Source organism: Massilia sp. Root351 (assembly GCF_001425045.1).
In the GTDB taxonomy this organism is placed as follows: Bacteria; Pseudomonadota; Gammaproteobacteria; order Burkholderiales; family Burkholderiaceae_D; genus Rugamonas.
In genome coordinates this window covers 590,867-607,544 of record NZ_LMDJ01000031.1, presented here as the reverse complement: position 1 = coordinate 607,544, position 16,678 = coordinate 590,867, and the positions used below count along the sequence as shown (strand labels likewise).

Genomic DNA, 16,678 nt, shown 5'->3' with positions numbered 1-16,678 from the left:
CGCTATATCGTTTCTCCCTATGGAAGCTTGACATGGATCCCGACAATGACCGCAGCGCTGCCAACGAGCGCCGATTCGGCGGGCGCGAAGGCTGCCAGGACCGCCGTGCCGCCGGGCAGGCACGTGAACGTATCATCGCCACACGGGAAGATCAGGTGGCAGCGCGCGAAACGCTGGTCCACGCGCGGGAACATGCCGCGAGCCTGCGCGACGCCATGAACCGGCAGCGCGAGGCGGCGGTGGCGCATCGCGAGAACATGGCCACCAACCTGGAACTGCATTTGCGCGAAGCGGACGGCGTGCAGCAGGCGCTCGAGATTCATATGGCGCGGCTACGCCAAGCAAACGAACACCTGGTCATCACGGCACTGCAGGCGCAGACAATGACGGAAGAGGTGCAACTGGCCAAGGACCAAATGGTGCACATGGTGCACCACGATTTCCTGACCGGGCTGCCGAACCGCGCCTTGTTGATGGAACGGCTGGCGCAAGCTATCGCCATCGCGCGGCGCCAGGGAACGCGGCTGGCCGTACTGTTTGCGGACCTGGATCGGTTCAAGGTGGTCAACGACTCGCTCGGGCACGCGGCCGGAGACCTGCTGCTGCAAACCGTGAGCAAGCGCCTGCTGCAGGTGATCCGATCGAGCGACACCGCGTGCCGGCTGGGCGGCGACGAATTTGTGGTGGTGCTGACGGAAGTGACCAACGAGCGGGCGGTGTCGGAAATTGCCGATAAGATGCGGCGCACGATCGGCGAGCCATACCAGCTAGGCGGACACACGGCCTATATTGGCGTGACCATCGGCGTCAGCTTGTTCCCTGACGATGGCGGGGATGCCGAGAGCCTGATCCGTAACGCGGATGTGGCCATGTACCATGGCAAGCACAGCGGCCGCGACACCTGCAACTTCTTCCGTTCCCAGATGAATGTGCGCGCCAGCGAACGTCAGCGCACCGAGGCCGATTTGCACCAGGCCCTGCAGCGCGGCGAGTTTGAACTGCACTACCAGGCACGGATCGCGCTCGAGAACGGCACGCTTACCGGAGCGGAGGCGCTGCTGCGCTGGCAGCACCCTCTGCTCGGGGAAGTGCTGCCGGTGCGCTTCATTCCGGTTGCCGAGGAGTGCGGCCTGATCGTGTCCATTGGGCGCTGGGTGCTGCGCGAAGCATGCAGGCAGGCCATGGCATGGCGAGGCGCGGGCCTCACCTGCGGCATCATCTCGGTCAACCTGTCGGCGCTGGAGTTTCGTCATGCCGACTTCCTGGCCAACCTGCGCGGCATCCTGGCCGACAGCGGTTTGCCGCCAGGCCAGCTGGAACTGGAAATTACCGAAGGCGTGCTCATGCGCGACGCCGATGCCAGCGCCGCCTTGCTGCGCGAGCTCAAGCAGATTGGCGTGCTGTTGGCGGTCGACGACTTTGGTACCGGCTATTCCAGCCTCAGCTACCTGAACCAGTTCCCCATCGATGTGTTGAAGATAGACCAGTCCTTTGTACGCGACATCGGCGTGGCGCCGGGTGGTGGCGTTATCGTCAGCGCCGTCATCGCGATAGGCGGCAGCCTTGGCCAGCGCGTCGTGGCTGAAGGTGTCGAGAACCCCGCGCAGCTGCAATTCTTGCGCGCGCGCCGATGCGACGAGGGCCAGGGCTTTCTGTTCAGCCGCCCTCTGCCGCCCGATCAGTTCGCCCAGCTGCTTGCGCGTCCGGGTGCGTGCGTTGCTTAAGCGAAGGCAACAGCATGCGATACCTGGCCTGCGCCATGCCGATTGCCTGTACACTGTCGGCCACGAAAACGATTGCTAGATCCGGCCCCTCTTGCTATGGCAATTAACGATGAACGGCACCAGTGGATACAACGCTGCGTGATGCACCGCCCCGAGGCGGCAGTGGAGCACAGCGTCATGCTGTGGGAACAGCTGGCTGTGCAGTTATGCCCGATTATCGGCAATGGCGCATTCGACGTGCTGTTCGCGCGCAGCGCGCATCTGGCCAGCACGGCGCATCCCTGGCTGGCAGAAGGCGACGGCGCGGCCTTCGAACGCTGGTATGCCAGCTTGGAACAACACCCTGCCGAGGCGGGTGCAGCGAGCATTTCCTTGTTCATTATTTTCACTGACACGCTGACCTTGCTGATCGGAGAGTCGCTGACCACTGCCATTTTACGCTCGGCCTGGGGTCCGGACGTTGTCGACACCGCCGCTAAGGGAACCGAAACATGAATAACAAAGTCTACATCCAGCGCCTGAGCACGGGTGTGCCCGGCCTGGACGAGCTGCTCGGCGGGGGCATACCCGAATACTCCTTCAACCTGCTGGCAGGCACCCCGGGCAGTGGCAAGACGACACTGGCACACCAGATCATGTTCTCGCTGGCCGGCCCCGAACGGCGGGCATTGTTCTTCACGGTACTGGGCGAACCACCGTTGAAAATGCTGCGCTACCAGCAGCAGTTTCCGTTCTTCGACCTTGCCAAGCTGAATCAGTCGGTCAAGTTCGTCAACTTGGCCGCCGACCTGCTCGAGGGGGACTTCGAACGTGTGTTGACGCGCATTGCCGATGAAGTGCGGGACTTTGCTCCCAGCCTAGTGTTTGTCGATTCATTCCGTTCGGTGGCGCAGTCGGCCCGCGCCATGGAACAAGGCGGTGCGGGCTTGCAGAACTTCGTGCAGCGCCTGGGCATGCAGATGACCAGTTGGCTAGCCACCACCTTCCTGATCGGCGAGTACCTGGCGCCGGAAGCTGAATCGAGTCCTGTCTTCACCGTGGCCGACGGGATTATCTGGATGTCTCAACTGATCCAGCGCGACACATTGCTGCGCAAGATCCAGGTGGTCAAGATGCGCGGCCAGGCGCAAAGCCTGGGTGTGCACACCTTCCGCATCTGCGACACCGGCGTGGAGATCTTCCCGCGCGCGATGATCCAAGAAGCTGCCGCCGCCACCATCGCCAGCAACGTCCGCCTGTCAATGGGCGTGCCGGAACTGGACACCATGCTCGGTGGCGGCCTGCCGGCCGGCTATTCCATGCTGCTGGTGGGGCCATCCGGTTCGGGCAAGTCGGTGCTCGCCACGCAATTTTTGAGTGAGGGCGTGCGGGCGGGCGAGGCTGGCGTGGTTGCGGCCTTCGAGAAGAGCCCCAACCAGTTGCTGAGCCGTCAACTCGATGTCCTGATTGAAAGCGGACGGGTCGGCGTGATCAACACGCGCACGCTGGACCTGTCCATCGACGCGGTGCTGGCAGATTTGGTGGCGCTGATCAGACAGCTGGACGCGAAGCGCGTGGTGATCGATTCACTGTCCGGCTTCGAACTGGCGCTGGCGTCGTCGTCGCGCGACGACTTCCGGCAATCACTGTATCGGATGGTGGCGGTGCTCACGGCGATGGGCGTGACTGTCCTGATGACAGCGGAACTGGAAGATCGTTATGATCAGTTGAGCTTCAGTTCGTACGGCAATGCCTTCCTGGCCGACTCCATCGTCATGCAGCGCTACGTTGAACTCGATGGCCAGTTCAAGCGCGTTCTTTCGGTGGTCAAGGTGCGCGCAAGCGAGCACAGCAAGGATATCTGTCTCTACGACATCGGCAACGCAGGCATCGAAATCGGCCCGGTACTGAGTCAGTTCCAGGGAATTCTGACCGGTAGGCCAGGTGCCCCTGCAGCGTGAACACGGCCTGGCGCGCTGCAGCGGTCCCCTTGCTATTCACTTTCAGTGGCGTCTCCGTGATATGTCCAATGCCGCGAGTTCGTTTTGACGCGGACACAATGGCCAAGAAGTTCCTGCACGCCGCCTTCATCCACGCAACAACCCGCTCGTCATGGCTGCCGCCCTTACCGAAGCCGTGCTGAGCCCAAACGTGCCCGGCACCGCCATGCCCGTCACCGGCAAGCGCATGGCGGGCATGCTGGCGCGCTACCCGGTGCGGGCGGGCGCGAAGACGTGGCGCGCTTTGCCCCTGCCGCACGCCGCTCGGCTAACGGCCTGCGCCACGGCCGCGTCGGCATGGCCGCTCCGCCATGTCGGCGGGACGACGTATCTGCAGAAGCGGCAAACCGATGTCAAGCCGCTGCACGCCTTGTTATCGGCGTAGGCCACGGTGGGCGCATCGCGGCGCCCCTCGCAAAACGATCCATTTTCCCTAGACCACGGCGCGGTGACCTATGCCGCCCTCCCGCAGGCGTGCCGCGCTGGCGTTCCGGCGCCATCCCGGAAGCGCTCGAGGCGCGGCTCGCCGCGCAGGGTGGTGAGTGGCAAGCCGCCGAAAGTCTGGCTGGGCGAAATCTCTTTCATGGCGATGTTCTCCGCCCAGTGCATGGGACCAATGTACGCCTGAAGCGCCCTCCCCGTTCCAAGGAAGTCCGGCGGATGCCGCGTCCCACTAATGCTGCGCGCGATAACAACAAAGCAGGCAACATACGATGCGCCAGCTTCAATAGTCCGACTTTAGGCGCCGAATGAGACGCCGCAATATCATGCCCCCCCCCCCGCTACTGCTCCGGGCGAATCATGTCATCCATGTAGCCTGGGGTGCGTCTACGCGGTTGCAGGCACCTGCGCGTAGACAATTCAGCCAAAAAAGCGCATTCTGTAGAGGCAACTAGCATTGCGCAATGGCGTCCGTTGAACATGTCGCGAGGAGACCGAGGATGGAAACGAGAACAGACAGGACAGGCGCAAATCTCCCACCCACACCTGCGCAGCCTTGCGGAGCGGCACCACGAAGACAAGCCACGCCTGCACAGCGGCGATGGAACACGTGGCGCGGCAGCCAGCAACCGCGCCACGGCAACGTCGATAGCAACACCGCGCACCTGCCCGTCCAGCGCTAAGGATTAGCGCAAGACGCACCCGATACGGCATGACAGGATGTTGTTGCCGGCGGCCGAGATCAATCCACCCGGACGAGGCGTGCGATTGACGTCAGCACCACAACGGAACCGAGGTCCCGCCCCAGGCAGTTCGCAGCCAGCCAAGCACGCAAGCAAGAACGTCATCAAGACGACACGCTTTTTGAAAGCGGGGGCAACCGCCCCGGCGAGCGATCTAGTGGCCATTTCCGCTGCCAGGCCATTGACCAGTCCGCTGTCGTTGCCATGCGTCCGCCGGTGAGCGCCGTCCGGGTGTATATTTGTCACTGAAGCGGTTCGCTCTCCCACGCTGTCCAGTTCATTGCCGGCGTCGGCAGCCGCAAGATATCCCTCTGAAAAGACCATGCTCCGGTCAGGACGGCTGACCGGCCCGCCACATCGCAGGGCACCACCTTCGTGAAAACCAGGAGGAAGCCATGTCCGAAGTCCCATCTGCGGCGCACGCGGACCGCGACCTACGCAAAGATGCGCGGATCGCAGACCAGGTGGATACCGCACTGTCTATCGCCGCAATGGACGGGATCGGCCGGGCGCTCGAATACATGCAAGAGCGCGGTGTTAACCATGACGTGGCGATCAGGGTGCTCACCTCACCGCATCTTCATCGCAAGCACTTGTGCGACTGAGCGAGGCGCACCGCCGCGCCGGCAGTGCCACGGCGTGAGTACCTGCTCCCGACGCCAGCCAAACCATTGCTGCCGTAACATTCCTGTCACGGGCAAACCGGACTGCCGCGAACCGCGCAGGCAGGTTGCCGGGCGCGGGCAAGCAATTGCGCAAAGCGGTAGCAGAGACTACGGGTGTCGCTTCAGCCGCCGGATGAATCGGTTCGCTTCGGCCTTGATGACGTGGCACTCGTGGCTAAAGCCAACATCGCGCGCCGGCGCGGGGCAAAAAGTGCGGCATTTGTCCCGACAGAGCAAGACTCTGAACGCTACATGCTGCGGCACATTGTGCTTGGCATGGTTTCCTATTGCCATGGAACGCAGCATTCCCACGTCACGTCCCGGCCGGGGCGTCGCCGCGTGCCCAACCGCGCCGCCAGTAATCAGCGCACGAGGCGACTCGGGCCGTGGGCGCAAGCATCGGCGTGCCCCTCCATCCCGAGCATGGCAGGAGCATGGACGAGCTGATCCAGTGCGCGGATAACGCGATCTCCCACGGCAAGCCCAACGAAACTCGCGGTTGCGAGATGTCAGGCGCCGTGCCCCAATGCAGTTCCACCACTTGGTTACGGCGAACCGTGATTTTCTCAGCGCTAGTTCGGGAACGGTACGGCACCAAAACGGCGAAGCATTCGCGCAGCTTCCTCGATGCCAAATGCACTGCCGTTCACAGGCGGTGCGTTTCGCTCAATCGAAACCTGCTCAGCCACCTGGAAGGCGTTGACGCGCTCGCGCCAGAGGGCCTGCAACGCGTGAACGACAAAATCGCGCTCCGCTTTGGGGAGTACCGCTTGGAGATCGTTTTCCATGAATTTTCCTTGCCGGCATATGCCGACGACTTGCGCCGAAAAAAAACCCGAGAGCTGCAAAGGCTACGCCTACAGGCGCGAGATACAGCCAAAAACCAAAACTCATTTGACGGAACGGCGTCCCCTCGTCGATGCCAGGGAATAGTACTTTGTTCAGTCCGGCAAGCCCGATCACAGCCAGCCAAAAAATCATCAGACAGTTTTTCATGCGCCGTCCTTCTTGATAGCTGAAGACAGATAACACGCGAGAACAGCCACCATACCGGCCAGTCCCCAAACTAAGTCTCGGCCACGCGCCCCAGGCCAGGCCTCCGCGGACGTACGCGTTGAACCAAAAAATAATACGTACCCCCTCCGGACGACCAAGTGCTGCGAGCAATTCCAAGTGCCTGAAGTACGATTCGCCGAGGAACTCACGATACGTTATCCGCCTTGGGGGAGTTTCGCCCGTGTCTGGAAAGGCGGCATCGTAGTCGAACGATAGGAGTTCTTCAGCTCTGAGCCATGAAAACGCGTAGTCCTCTCGGAAGCGAATTGCTTCCTCAATCTGTTGCAACCCGGTTGCGCAAACGCTACTGTGGGCGAGCTCACCAAGCCGGCGGCCAGCAGCGCGGCACGTTCCGCAAAGCGCCTATCGTATCCGGTAGGGAGCGATTCTCGCAACGCTGTCGGCCAACTCGGCGAACAAGGTCGCCGCCGTCCCATCCGTGCTCATGCACGCGTACAAACCAGACTCAGCCGTTTCCTGGACACTTGGACGAACGTTACACGCTGAGGTGGCACCGAATAGTGACGTTGTTCTGCGCTATGGCTCAACACGCGCAGCACGACTGCCGGCTTGACGCGCATCATTTCAAGAAACCTGGCGGCGTATCCAGGCTCCCGCACGTACTGGAACAGCATGCCAACCTCGACGACGTCGGACATGGCATGATTGGTCCGCCTTTCACTGTACATTGGGCATCTCCCGGGTAGTCCGATATCAGCCTGCTCGTCTTGTATTGTAGGCCACGGCGAAGCTGCATGCAGCGCCAATCGTTTGCATCGCCGACACGCACGGCGCGCCGCCGCGTGAACGACGGTAAAGCGTGCGGCGTCGTGCGCAATCCGTACCGGTTGGCCATTTTTGCACTCCGTTCAGCGGCAAAGGCGAGCTATGTGTGTCAGCGTACTGATGGCGCACGATCATCCGTCCAGAATGGGGGGCATGGAGAGCAGAGATGCACAAACTTATCGTCATCGGCGCCTCGGCGGGCGGCGTGAACGCATTGACCAGCGTCACATCCGCCTTGCCCGCCAACTTCCGCGCGACCGTCCTGATCGTCATGCATATTGGCGCGCGTCCCAGCAAGCTGCCGGAAATCCTGCAAAAGGTGTGCCCGTTACCGGTCAGGCATGCGGAAGACGGTGCGCCGCTTTTGCCGGGACACGTACTCATTGCGCCGCCGGACCGCCATTTGACGGTGGAAAGGGATGATGGCGTCCCCAAAGCGCGCCTGTGGCACGGCCCCAAAGAGAACTTCACCCGTCCGGCCATCGACCCACTGTTCCGCTCCGCCGCGGCGGCGTTTGACGGCCACGTAATCGCCGCCATCCTGACCGGCTACCTCGACGATGGCACTGCCGGTTTGTACGCCGTCAAGACATGCGGCGGCGCGGCCATCGTGCAAGACCCGAACGACGCGCAAGTGCCCGACATGCCCGCTAACGCGTTGAATCATGTGGCCGTGGACCATGTGTTGCCGCTGCGCGAGATCGGCCCCATGCTGGCCGCCCTGGCGAATAGGCCGCAATCCCCGCCTGAGCACAACGTCGCAACGGGGGACAAGCCGGTCCCGCCCACGTGGCTAACGGTGGAAAATCGTTTCGTGCGCGGCGCAGCGGGTGTCGAAGAACTGCAGCGCTTCGGCACCGCGTCCGGCTATACCTGCCCCGAGTGCAACGGCGCGCTATGGAAAATCAGCGACGCGGTGCCGCCACGCTTCCGCTGCCATACCGGCCACAGCTTTACGGCGCGCGCGCTGGCCGAATTGCAGGACCAGTCGGTCGAAGCTGCGCTGTGGGCATCGCTCAGAGCCTTGCAGGAACAAGCGCGTTTGGAACAGGAGATGCTTCAGGATGCTTTGATCCGACACGACCGGACCGCAGAGCGGCACCATCGCGCGCGCGTTCACAAGCTGCAGGCGGACGTGAAGACACTGCACGCGTTGTTGTCGGCCTAGCTTGCGCGCGGGTACAGCACCTGCGGCCCCGCTCCAACCGGAGCGCGCTTCTCATCATGCTTCTCATCACGCTGCTCGCCGGCAACCGCCCGTGCGCGTGGTGCCAGCGCTGTGGCGCAGGCCACCTTTAGGCGGTGAATTTGCCCGGCACGCTCCGCCTTGCCGCTACTAGATTGGCCCGCTTTGCCCGTTACCATGATGTCATCCCTCACCGAAGGAGGTCCACCATGGGAATGTTTACCGAGTTGTATCCGCTGGCCGCCGGTACCCGGCTGGCGATGCTGGTCACCGCCGACGCGGAGCGCGGCCTCATGACGATATCGGTCATGCCGCGCCCCATCCACAACGACGCCGCCACACTGACGACGGACCTCACGCTCACCGCCACGCCCGAAGAATTCGACAACGGCTTCGTTGCGGCGCTGACCGGCTACCGCGCCGAGCTCGCGCCAATGCTGGAGCAGGCCGCCGCCGCCAAGCGCACGCTCCAGACCGAGAAGGCCAAGCTGCAAGAGCAGGCCAAGACAACACAAAAACCCGCGTCGTCCGCCAAGCGGGCAACCACGCCCGCGCCCCGCTGCGCGGATGTCGACGATGGCGAGGAAGTGGGCGACGCGACCAATCCAAACGACGACCCCGACCTGGGCTGGATCAAGAACCGCCAGCCGCAATTGTTCTGAAAGGAGCCAGCATGGCCATCATTATCAAGGAAACCCCGCGCCGCTACCGCTACAACGGCATCGAACTGCCCGCGCCGCCGGGCATGTCGCCGCGCGATGTGCGCGACCTGCACAGCGCCATCTACCCGGAACTGATCAGCGCCGATATCGTCGTCGCCGACGAACTGGTGAACGGCGCGCAGGAAATCACCTTCCGCCGCGCGGTCGGCACCAAGGGACGCATATGAACTGGCGCGAATTCGAAGCGCTGACCAACTCGATGGCCGAGGGCCGCGCCGACGCCAACGCCGCCGCGATCAACCGCGCGATGACCAAGCGCGCGCAGGCCGAGACGGCCGCATGCTGGCTGCGGTTCGCCGACACCTGCAGCGGCCATGCCACGAACAGTACCGCACCATCCCGGCCTGCGGCTCCGTCGTCATGGCTGCCGCCCCTCCCCTAGCGGTGTTAGGCCAGCCAGTGCTGAGCCCGGACGTGCCGACCACCATCCTGCCCGCCGCAGGCCAGCGCGTGGCGGGCATGCTGGCGCGCTATCTGGTGCGCGCGGGCGCGGTGACATGGCGCGCGTTTCCCCTGCCCTGCGACGATCCGTTGACCGCCTGCGCTGCTGTCCTGTCGGCATGGCTGCAACGCCATGTCGGCGAGACAGCCTGCCTGTCGCCGGTGTTTGTGCTGGCGCCGGTCACGGCGCGCGACATCGAGGAGATCGACGCCGCAGCACCCGGCCTGCGCGCGTCGGACGCCGAGGCGGTGCGCAACATCCACCTGCGCTGGTGCGAAAGTTCCGTCCACCGGTGGACCGTCGGGCCGGGTTTCGACGCGCTGGAGGCGGCCGTGCCCGGCTTGGGCGCAACCGTGCTGCACATCATGGAACAGAAATGCGCGGCGGCCTATCCGTTGTTTACGCCGTCGGTGGTGCTCGATGAAGCGTCGAACCAGTACTGGCTGGGCGAGCAAGACGAAACCGAAGTGCTGGAGGAGGAATGCGGCGACGATGAGGAAGCGCGGGAGGCGATGCGGGCCGACATGGTCAGCCGCGCCGATATCGAAGCGGCCTTCCCGCCTTGGGCCTTGCGTCCTCGCGCCGTGCTGCCCCGCAAGCGGCTGCGCCAGATCGCGCAGGAGCACGCCGACGGCTTTGTGCGGCGGGCGGCGCAACTGGCGCTATCACTGGTGCACACGCCCGCGCACCACCGCTTCGCCGCCCGGCGCGAGGGTCTGTTTACCGGCTTTGGCGCGGTGCTGTGCTGGCACGACGACGACATCGCGGTGCGGGTCTCGGATGACTACGCCCACTATGCGTGGCAGGGCGAGTGCTTCGAGGAGATCGGCGAGGTGCTGCTGCCCGCCGACGAACCGCAGGCGCTGCGCCGCTGGATGCGCGCGATGACGGCGCAGCTGCGCGCCATCGGCCTCATCGACCAGTTGCTGCAGCACCTGTCTGCGTGATACTGAGTGCAGAGGAGGACGCGCCATGCCAGCACAATTGCGTATCGAAGCACCCCGCGCCGCCAGCCTGATGCTGGCCGAGGCGGTATTGGTCTACCGCGAGCAGGAACGCCACAGCACGCGGGCCTACGCCAGCATCCACCGGGTCGAATTGACAGATGGACGGCCGCTCATCCTGGCCGGCAAACCCATGTCGCCGCGTGCGGCGCGGCGGCTGGCGTATGAACTGACCCGGCAGACGGCCAGCACGGCGTCGTACCTCGACGGTCGGACACTGTACGCGGGCGAGAGCCTGCTGGTGTGGTGGCAAGCGGCCTGCGTGCGCCACATCGCGTTTCGCTGCCCGCAGTTGGGTGAACGGGGAGAAGCGGTGCCGCATCCGCCGCTGGTGTTCGCCGTCTCCTCCAAGGGCTGGCGGGTCTGGGCCTGCAAGTACGACACGCGGCCCACGCCGGGCACGCCGCTCTACCGCGCGCCCTACTTCAACGTGGGCGACGACGGCGCGATCTGCCACGGCAGCACCGTGCTTCCCAGCGGCGACGCCAGCCGCAGCATCGACGCATGGAGTGACGCCTTTTTCGGTTCCTTCTTCTCGCACCCGAACGGCAAGAAGCTGGTACGCCACAAGGGTGGCGCGTACGCGTTCTGGCAGGCGCTGCTAGATGCGCCGCCCGCGCGCTTTCCGCTGCGCGCACTGCTGCCCATGGAGGTCACACTAGGCCAAACCATTGCCTCGCTGGGAGGCGAGCATGACTGATCCGCGCGACGCGGCGCTGCAGGCCGCCTGCCCCGTCATCGCCGCCCCCCGGCACGGCGACTTGCCGCCCATGGTGCCGGGCCTGCGCATCGTGGCCGCCGCCAATGGCCTGTTCGTGCAGGTGCGCCTGCCGTGGCTGGACTGCCTGCAGCGCTGCGGCAGCGTCGACCTTGGCCTGCCGCTGCCCTATGGCACGCTGGCGCCTTGGCTGCGCCTGTCGTTCGGGCTGATCCCGGCGGACCTGCTGCGCCAGTTCGTGGCGCAGGCGCGGCGCGCCGCGCCCGACGAGACGGCTGCCGCCATTGTCCACTGCGCGCGCACCGGCACGCTGCGGCTGGCCGCGTGCGAAACGATCACCGCCGACGCCGACCACGTCGTCTACCAGCCACCACTGCTGGCCGCGAGCGAGCAGGTGGCGGTCGACCTGCATTCGCACGGCGATGCTGCGGTGTTCTTCTCGCCGATGGATGACGCCGACGACCGCGCCATCAAGATCTGCGGGGTATTCGGTCGGGTGCACAGCCGCCACCCGGAGGCGCGGTTCCGGCTGGCGATCAACGGCCTGTTCATCGACCTCGCCGACCAATGGGACAGCGCCATCGGGCTGGCGCGGCTGGAAGGCGGTGCGTGATGGACGCCCTGCCACACCGGACCTGCAGCGAACTGCTGACGCGGCGCGTCACCATCCATCTGGCGGGCGTGGGCGGCAACGGCGCGCAGATGGCCGCTTGCCTGGCGCGGCTCGACATCGCCATGCGCGCGCTGGGCCACCCGTCCGGCCTGCACGTGCATGCCTTCGATCCCGACACCGTGAGCGAGGCGAATGTGGGGCGCCAGCTCTACAGCCGCGCCGACGTGGGCGCGCACAAGGCACTGGTGACGATCACGCGCCTGAACCATTTTTACGGGCTGGACTGGGACGCGAGCGTGCATCCCATCGAACAAAGCTGGCGCGGCGAGCATGGCTACGTGCGGCGCGAGGCGGACATCCTGATCAGCTGCGTGGACACGCGCGCGGCGCGACGAACGATGCACGCCTACCTGTTCAGCGAGCATCGCTACCTGTACTGGCTGGACCTGGGCAACCGCCAGCACGACGCGCAGGTGGTGCTGGGGCAGCCGCCCAGCGCCGCCCAGCCGCTCGATGCGCCGGGGCGGCTGCGGTGCGTAACCGAACGCTACAAGGAGCTGCTGGACGACACTGTGCCGGAAGAGGACACGCCGTCCTGTTCTGTGCGCATGTCGCTGGCGTCGCAGGGGTTGTTCATCAACGATGTCGCGGCGCGCTACGCAGCGCAGTTGCTATACGAACTGTTCTCCTCGGGCGGGCTCGAAATGCAAGGCGTCGTTTGTAATCTGAAAACAAAACAATCGGTACCGATTCGAATCTGATAATGAGGAGAAATTGATCATGATTGTTTAAACGGATAATCTTCACGCAGCCATATTTCCTCCCTCCCGTTTTCCCAAAATTGCTCGTAGGGGAAAATGTACGCTTGTGACGGCTCCCATTCTGGAAGCGCTTTGAAATTAAAGAAACGGCTAGAGTCCGATGATAACCAGCCATCAAAACTAGTTCCAAATTGAGCAACCAGCATAATTGCGCACGCAGCCACAGCTTCAAAAGCATGAAGAAGCGAGGCTCGCTCGAACTCTTTCTCCCGGTTGTGCTTTACCGCATTATATGCATCATACCAACGCAATGACAGAGTTGGCTGTCCTTCGTTCCAGCTTTTGAAAGGCCGAAGTGATTCAAGCCACGGAAAATTCGGAAAGACAACGACATATTCACCCAAGCGCATTGGATCGCGCAGCATGACATAGTCTTTGGTTGTATATCTTTCCTTAACAATTCGGTTTTCAACTAGAACTCCGCGCCAATGGGTCTCCACCTCGGTGCAGGCCAGTATTAAAAGATTGCGAATTGCATGACCGTATGTGCTAAATGTATTATTGGATGGATGAACAATCTGACAGACTCCTTCCAATTGGCGTACGAGCACATTTAGCTGACCAAGTGCCATGGCTATCAGATTCTGATTTTCTTGCTCTCCTGGGTTGCGGGATGAGGAAGCATTCAAGTGTTGATCGTTTGGGCGTGCCATTCTTGGATAATAAAATCCAGGCTTAAGTTCAGTGCGAAGAAACTCGATCTCACCTGTTGGTTTCGATTTTTCCAATACTCTACGCAACGAATCAAAAATTGCTTCTTCAGACTCTGACTCGCAATATGAGCTGTCGCAGGACTTCGCATTCGGCGCGCCCAATCGAATTGCAGTGTTACCCGCGATTTTCCAAATCGGCGAGAACACATGTGTGGCCGTCGGGAATCTGCAAATATAATAAGCTGCTTCTTCATTCATTTTTATGGTCGGGAAATTAAAAATAGAACCATTATATCAATATCCAAGTATTCGTCCACGCTTGGCCAAGAAGTTCCCACCAACAAAGGATATCATCTTGCACATGTAGAAAAATACGCATATTCTCACCGTTGAGCAAATTTTCGTCCTCCCCCGACCATGATGAAGCATAGACTGCTGAGCATGGAATCAACCGTGCTACGATGTACAATCGCTCATTCCTACCACTTGAAAGGCCTTCCATGTCAGCTACGTATCAGGACTACCAGAAGCAAATCGCAGAACTTCAAGCCAAGGCTGAAGAGGCTCGCCGCAACGAGGTTGCCGGTGCCCGGGCAAAGATTCAATCCATTATGCGCGAATATGGATTGACCGTGGCCGATATCAGCGGAGGTGCGAAACCGCCAAAGTCCGCGCGCAAGCCCGTTGAAATCAAATACAAGGATGGGGCGACCGGGCTGACCTGGACCGGACGCGGACGCGCACCGAAGTGGCTGGAAGGTAAAGATAAGAATCAGTTTCTCGTGCGTTGAATTGGCCGCGGCGCGCGCCTGATTGATGCTAACAGCGCATCTGGTCAGTATCTTGGCGCCGCCACCACGGCGGCCCCAACACCGATAACATGGCCGGTGATGCAAGAGGCGGCCGTACCGCGCCGCCCCTTTCCTTTCGCATCATGTTCTCCGTCCTACGTACGCCGCGCCACGTCACACGCTGGCCGGCACACGGCGCCGATCGCCGCATCCACCCGCGCGTCGGCGAAACCTTGCTGCCACATCGCTGCCAACGAACTATCCAGCGAGAACAGCGCCGGCATCACCCTGGCTCCAGCCACATATGCGGCGTACCCCTGCCGCATCGCACGCCGGAACAAGGCGCCCAGCTCTTCGGAGCCACCCAACAGATCGACCTCCGGCCGCCAGCTTGCACGCCACTGCTCCAGCGCGACCCACTCGGCCTGCCCCGGGACGGCCTCGTCTTCCGGCGCACCGCCGCACAAGGCGCGTGAGCGTGGCTCGCCTCCACTACCGATACTCGTCATGTTCCGCTCCTTCCTTCACTTTCAGCTCGTCCCAGGCCACGCCGCCATAGTCGCGGCAAATATCCCTGGCCGAGCACAAGGAACCATCCTTCAGATTGCAAAAGCAGATGCAGGTGCGGTTGGTGCGGATGAACGGCGTACCGTCCCGCGCCCGCAGCCGCCTGCCCGGCCTTAGCTCCTCCAGCCACGCCAACAGCGGTGCGCACAGCGCGTCGATTTGCGCGCACGCCCTATCGTGTTGTGGCTGCCATTCCATGCGTTTCATGATGACCTCCCTCCTCGCATGATTACCTGTTCGCGGCAAAAACGCCGATCCCCGTTCGCCTTGGTTGAACACGCCGGAATCCATGCCTACCATGGTTACCAGCGAACCGGGCTCGCGCAAGCGCGCCTGCACCGCATTTCCATCAACTGCTCACGCCACGGCCAAGATCCATGCTGCGACTAGGACCCCATATCCGCCTGACCCAGGTCGAGATCGACTACCTGACCCACATCACCGGCTTCGAACCTGGCCCGATCCGGCGTCTCGACGATCTGCACCGCTACATCAACAAGTGCAAGCGCCACTACTGGGGCACCTCCAGGGCCACCCGGGAATTGCACCGCCTGATCGACGATGCCTACCTCGGGTGCCTGGAGGGGCACCAGCTAGCGGCCGTCTGAGCCGGCCTGCGCCTTCGCTTCCGCCGGCGCCGTCGGCACCGCAGGCGCGGCGCGCTTGCCGAGCTTGCGCAGCTGGCCGGCCGCAGGCTCGTCCCGCAAACCAAACAGCGCCGCACCGGCGTCGCAACAGAACCGCCCTGCGCGCAGGAACGCGGCGAGCGGCTTGCCAAGCAACGCCCACGCCAGCTTACGTAGTGCCTTGCCTGCCGCCTGCGCCCGCTGGCGCCGTTCTTTTTCCCGCCGCAGCGACTGCCGGCAGCGCAGGTACAGGCCGGAATGCTGCCGCCTGGCCTGCTCGTCCTGGTCCATATGCGCGATCAGTTCGGCCGCGACGGCCGGATCACCGGCTGCCCGGTAAAACTCCGCCCACACCCGTTCCTCCTCGCGGCCCATGCGGCGCACACTGCGCCCGGGCAGATCTTCCCATTCCTTGCTCATGGTGACCTCCAAAAGAATATGGCGCGGCACCAGGCCCTCGCGGGACATCGATGCCCCGCCGGTTCAACACACAGTTCTTCCTCTTCACTCCCACGACGGCGTCAGCCGCACCGCCGCTGGCCCGTGCGTCATACGACGCGCCTACGGCTGGCCCCGGAACATGTCACCGTCCTCATGGCCACAGGCGCGACAGCTGACCTCCCAGTGCTGGTTGATGGCACCGTCGGCCGTTTCCCAGCGGCGGTAGCGCGCGCCGGGCTGGCCGCACGCCGGACAGACGTCTTCGTACGCCACGTCCTCCAGCGCGTAGCCCTCGGGCTCGACGCAGCCGCCGTACACGACCGACCTCATGACAACATCCCCCAGGCACACGACAGCAGGCGCCCGATCAACACGCCCAGGGCGCCAGGCGCGGGCGCGGTCAGCAGGACGGCTTTGCTGGCAACGAACGCGTCGCCGCGTGCGCGCCACCGGTCCAGCGCGACGGCGCTGCGCCGCGAGTTGGGCTTCTTCGCGTGCGACGGGTCGGCCCTCACACCAGCCAGCAACGCGCAAACGGGACGCGGTGGGCGCCCCTTTTCATCAATGTGGAACATGGTGCCTCTCCTTTTCTACATGAAAGCGGAGACGGCCATTCCCATCGGCGGGAAGCGTGTCCCCGCCGTGCACGCCGCAACGGCGCCACTGGGTCGGCCCGCGTGAGCGGGCAGAAAAAAGGCCC

Annotated in this window: 23 protein-coding genes; 15 read left to right on the top strand and 8 right to left on the bottom strand. The window is 63.3% G+C overall.

Features of this window, described 5'->3' with window-relative positions:
- Positions 1 to 32 precede the first annotated feature (32 nt).
- The 4 genes from ASD15_RS22825 to ASD15_RS22810 all read left to right on the top strand — a co-directional run bounded on the left by ASD15_RS22825 (position 33) and on the right by ASD15_RS22810 (position 4,088).
- Positions 33 to 1,724 (top strand): bifunctional diguanylate cyclase/phosphodiesterase, encoded by a 1,692-nt coding sequence (locus ASD15_RS22825; protein ID WP_057157281.1) that lies wholly within the window; start codon positions 33 to 35, stop codon positions 1,722 to 1,724.
- A gap of 96 nt (positions 1,725 to 1,820) precedes the next feature.
- The gene (locus ASD15_RS22820) at positions 1,821 to 2,219 is read left to right on the top strand and encodes a hypothetical protein (RefSeq protein WP_157201095.1); all 399 of its coding nucleotides are present in this window, start codon (positions 1,821 to 1,823) and stop codon (positions 2,217 to 2,219) included.
- Positions 2,216 to 3,664, top strand: coding sequence for an ATPase domain-containing protein (locus ASD15_RS22815; RefSeq protein ID WP_057157279.1), 1,449 nt, complete (start codon positions 2,216 to 2,218; stop codon positions 3,662 to 3,664). The genes ASD15_RS22820 and ASD15_RS22815 overlap by 4 nt, the downstream gene beginning before the upstream one ends.
- 151 nt (positions 3,665 to 3,815) lie before the next feature.
- A complete protein-coding gene (locus tag ASD15_RS22810) occupies positions 3,816 to 4,088 on the top strand; it encodes a hypothetical protein (RefSeq protein ID WP_057157278.1) in 273 nt (90 codons plus the stop codon).
- A 68-nt stretch (positions 4,089 to 4,156) separates the two neighbouring features.
- Here ASD15_RS22810 and ASD15_RS33570 read toward each other — a convergent pair whose 3' ends face one another.
- Positions 4,157 to 4,288, bottom strand: a complete 132-nt coding sequence (locus tag ASD15_RS33570) for a hypothetical protein (RefSeq protein ID WP_267877835.1) — start codon at positions 4,286 to 4,288, stop codon at positions 4,157 to 4,159.
- 994 nt (positions 4,289 to 5,282) lie between these two features.
- On the opposite strand from ASD15_RS33570, the gene ASD15_RS22805 reads away from it, so the two are divergent.
- On the top strand, positions 5,283 to 5,492 hold the full coding sequence (locus tag ASD15_RS22805) for a hypothetical protein (protein WP_057157277.1): 210 nt from the start codon (positions 5,283 to 5,285) through the stop codon (positions 5,490 to 5,492).
- A 632-nt stretch (positions 5,493 to 6,124) separates the two neighbouring features.
- On the opposite strand, the gene ASD15_RS22800 is transcribed toward ASD15_RS22805, so the two are convergent.
- The gene (locus ASD15_RS22800; RefSeq protein WP_057157276.1) at positions 6,125 to 6,340 is read right to left on the bottom strand and encodes a hypothetical protein; all 216 of its coding nucleotides are present in this window, start codon (positions 6,338 to 6,340) and stop codon (positions 6,125 to 6,127) included.
- 1,220 nt (positions 6,341 to 7,560) lie between these two features.
- Here ASD15_RS22800 and ASD15_RS22790 point away from each other — a divergent pair.
- From ASD15_RS22790 to ASD15_RS22755, 8 genes are all read left to right on the top strand, one after another.
- Positions 7,561 to 8,562: a chemotaxis protein CheB gene (locus ASD15_RS22790; RefSeq protein ID WP_057157274.1), complete on the top strand. Its 1,002-nt coding sequence runs from the start codon at positions 7,561 to 7,563 to the stop codon at positions 8,560 to 8,562.
- 227 nt (positions 8,563 to 8,789) lie between these two features.
- A complete protein-coding gene (locus tag ASD15_RS22785; protein ID WP_082552068.1) occupies positions 8,790 to 9,242 on the top strand; it encodes a PRTRC system protein E in 453 nt (150 codons plus the stop codon).
- A gap of 11 nt (positions 9,243 to 9,253) precedes the next feature.
- On the top strand, positions 9,254 to 9,469 hold the full coding sequence (locus tag ASD15_RS22780; protein ID WP_057157272.1) for a PRTRC system protein C: 216 nt from the start codon (positions 9,254 to 9,256) through the stop codon (positions 9,467 to 9,469).
- On the top strand, positions 9,466 to 9,684 hold the full coding sequence (locus tag ASD15_RS32810; RefSeq protein WP_057157271.1) for a hypothetical protein: 219 nt from the start codon (positions 9,466 to 9,468) through the stop codon (positions 9,682 to 9,684). The genes ASD15_RS22780 and ASD15_RS32810 overlap by 4 nt, the downstream gene beginning before the upstream one ends.
- 17 nt (positions 9,685 to 9,701) lie before the next feature.
- Positions 9,702 to 10,691 carry a PRTRC system protein F gene (locus ASD15_RS22770; protein ID WP_057157270.1) on the top strand — a complete coding sequence of 330 codons (990 nt, stop codon included), beginning with the start codon at positions 9,702 to 9,704 and terminating at the stop codon, positions 10,689 to 10,691.
- 25 nt (positions 10,692 to 10,716) lie between these two features.
- A complete protein-coding gene (locus ASD15_RS22765; RefSeq protein ID WP_057157269.1) occupies positions 10,717 to 11,448 on the top strand; it encodes a PRTRC system protein B in 732 nt (243 codons plus the stop codon).
- On the top strand, positions 11,441 to 12,079 hold the full coding sequence (locus tag ASD15_RS22760; protein WP_057157268.1) for a PRTRC system protein A: 639 nt from the start codon (positions 11,441 to 11,443) through the stop codon (positions 12,077 to 12,079). The genes ASD15_RS22765 and ASD15_RS22760 overlap by 8 nt, the downstream gene beginning before the upstream one ends.
- A complete protein-coding gene (locus ASD15_RS22755) occupies positions 12,079 to 12,840 on the top strand; it encodes a PRTRC system ThiF family protein (RefSeq protein WP_057157267.1) in 762 nt (253 codons plus the stop codon). Before ASD15_RS22760 ends, ASD15_RS22755 begins: the two co-directional genes overlap by 1 nt.
- A 17-nt stretch (positions 12,841 to 12,857) precedes the next feature.
- Here the strand turns inward: ASD15_RS22755 and ASD15_RS32600 are convergent, their stop codons facing one another.
- Entirely contained in the window at positions 12,858 to 13,811 is a 954-nt protein-coding gene (locus ASD15_RS32600) for a hypothetical protein (RefSeq protein ID WP_157201094.1), read from the bottom strand.
- 242 nt (positions 13,812 to 14,053) lie between these two features.
- Here ASD15_RS32600 and ASD15_RS22750 point away from each other — a divergent pair, with 242 nt between their 5' ends.
- Entirely contained in the window at positions 14,054 to 14,344 is a 291-nt protein-coding gene (locus tag ASD15_RS22750) for an H-NS family nucleoid-associated regulatory protein (RefSeq protein ID WP_057157266.1), read from the top strand.
- A 155-nt stretch (positions 14,345 to 14,499) separates the two neighbouring features.
- Here the strand turns inward: ASD15_RS22750 and ASD15_RS22745 are convergent, their stop codons facing one another.
- Both ASD15_RS22745 and ASD15_RS22740 read right to left on the bottom strand, forming a co-directional pair.
- A complete protein-coding gene (locus tag ASD15_RS22745; protein ID WP_157201093.1) occupies positions 14,500 to 14,853 on the bottom strand; it encodes a hypothetical protein in 354 nt (117 codons plus the stop codon).
- Positions 14,837 to 15,118: a hypothetical protein gene (locus tag ASD15_RS22740; protein ID WP_157201092.1), complete on the bottom strand. Its 282-nt coding sequence runs from the start codon at positions 15,116 to 15,118 to the stop codon at positions 14,837 to 14,839. The genes ASD15_RS22745 and ASD15_RS22740 overlap by 17 nt, the downstream gene beginning before the upstream one ends.
- A gap of 170 nt (positions 15,119 to 15,288) precedes the next feature.
- Here ASD15_RS22740 and ASD15_RS22735 point away from each other — a divergent pair, with 170 nt between their 5' ends.
- Positions 15,289 to 15,519, top strand: coding sequence for a hypothetical protein (locus tag ASD15_RS22735; RefSeq protein WP_057157263.1), 231 nt, complete (start codon positions 15,289 to 15,291; stop codon positions 15,517 to 15,519).
- Here the strand turns inward: ASD15_RS22735 and ASD15_RS22730 are convergent.
- The 3 genes from ASD15_RS22730 to ASD15_RS22720 form a co-directional block, all read right to left on the bottom strand.
- Positions 15,505 to 15,957: a hypothetical protein gene (locus ASD15_RS22730; RefSeq protein ID WP_157201091.1), complete on the bottom strand. Its 453-nt coding sequence runs from the start codon at positions 15,955 to 15,957 to the stop codon at positions 15,505 to 15,507. The two genes, ASD15_RS22735 and ASD15_RS22730, sit on opposite strands and share 15 nt — an antisense overlap.
- 141 nt (positions 15,958 to 16,098) lie before the next feature.
- Positions 16,099 to 16,308, bottom strand: coding sequence for a hypothetical protein (locus ASD15_RS22725; protein ID WP_157201090.1), 210 nt, complete (start codon positions 16,306 to 16,308; stop codon positions 16,099 to 16,101).
- Positions 16,305 to 16,553: a hypothetical protein gene (locus tag ASD15_RS22720; protein ID WP_157201089.1), complete on the bottom strand. Its 249-nt coding sequence runs from the start codon at positions 16,551 to 16,553 to the stop codon at positions 16,305 to 16,307. The genes ASD15_RS22725 and ASD15_RS22720 overlap by 4 nt, the downstream gene beginning before the upstream one ends.
- Between the last annotated feature and the right edge of the window lie 125 nt (positions 16,554 to 16,678).

Coding starts and splice junctions, on each gene's coding strand:
- ASD15_RS22730 (WP_157201091.1), bottom strand. CDS start 15,957: ATGAGCAAGGAATGGGAAGATCTGCCCGGGCGCAGTGTGCGCCGCATG.
- ASD15_RS32600 (WP_157201094.1), bottom strand. CDS start 13,811: ATGAATGAAGAAGCAGCTTATTATATTTGCAGATTCCCGACGGCCACA.
- ASD15_RS22750 (WP_057157266.1), top strand. CDS start 14,054: ATGTCAGCTACGTATCAGGACTACCAGAAGCAAATCGCAGAACTTCAA.
- ASD15_RS22735 (WP_057157263.1), top strand. CDS start 15,289: ATGCTGCGACTAGGACCCCATATCCGCCTGACCCAGGTCGAGATCGAC.
- ASD15_RS22725 (WP_157201090.1), bottom strand. CDS start 16,308: ATGAGGTCGGTCGTGTACGGCGGCTGCGTCGAGCCCGAGGGCTACGCG.
- ASD15_RS22810 (WP_057157278.1), top strand. CDS start 3,816: ATGGCTGCCGCCCTTACCGAAGCCGTGCTGAGCCCAAACGTGCCCGGC.
- ASD15_RS22780 (WP_057157272.1), top strand. CDS start 9,254: ATGGCCATCATTATCAAGGAAACCCCGCGCCGCTACCGCTACAACGGC.
- ASD15_RS22755 (WP_057157267.1), top strand. CDS start 12,079: ATGGACGCCCTGCCACACCGGACCTGCAGCGAACTGCTGACGCGGCGC.
- ASD15_RS22720 (WP_157201089.1), bottom strand. CDS start 16,553: ATGTTCCACATTGATGAAAAGGGGCGCCCACCGCGTCCCGTTTGCGCG.
- ASD15_RS22785 (WP_082552068.1), top strand. CDS start 8,790: ATGGGAATGTTTACCGAGTTGTATCCGCTGGCCGCCGGTACCCGGCTG.
- ASD15_RS22820 (WP_157201095.1), top strand. CDS start 1,821: ATGGCAATTAACGATGAACGGCACCAGTGGATACAACGCTGCGTGATG.
- ASD15_RS22740 (WP_157201092.1), bottom strand. CDS start 15,118: ATGAAACGCATGGAATGGCAGCCACAACACGATAGGGCGTGCGCGCAA.
- ASD15_RS22745 (WP_157201093.1), bottom strand. CDS start 14,853: ATGACGAGTATCGGTAGTGGAGGCGAGCCACGCTCACGCGCCTTGTGC.
- ASD15_RS32810 (WP_057157271.1), top strand. CDS start 9,466: ATGAACTGGCGCGAATTCGAAGCGCTGACCAACTCGATGGCCGAGGGC.
- ASD15_RS22765 (WP_057157269.1), top strand. CDS start 10,717: ATGCCAGCACAATTGCGTATCGAAGCACCCCGCGCCGCCAGCCTGATG.
- ASD15_RS22805 (WP_057157277.1), top strand. CDS start 5,283: ATGTCCGAAGTCCCATCTGCGGCGCACGCGGACCGCGACCTACGCAAA.
- ASD15_RS33570 (WP_267877835.1), bottom strand. CDS start 4,288: ATGAAAGAGATTTCGCCCAGCCAGACTTTCGGCGGCTTGCCACTCACC.
- ASD15_RS22825 (WP_057157281.1), top strand. CDS start 33: ATGGATCCCGACAATGACCGCAGCGCTGCCAACGAGCGCCGATTCGGC.
- ASD15_RS22800 (WP_057157276.1), bottom strand. CDS start 6,340: ATGGAAAACGATCTCCAAGCGGTACTCCCCAAAGCGGAGCGCGATTTT.
- ASD15_RS22815 (WP_057157279.1), top strand. CDS start 2,216: ATGAATAACAAAGTCTACATCCAGCGCCTGAGCACGGGTGTGCCCGGC.
- ASD15_RS22760 (WP_057157268.1), top strand. CDS start 11,441: ATGACTGATCCGCGCGACGCGGCGCTGCAGGCCGCCTGCCCCGTCATC.
- ASD15_RS22790 (WP_057157274.1), top strand. CDS start 7,561: ATGCACAAACTTATCGTCATCGGCGCCTCGGCGGGCGGCGTGAACGCA.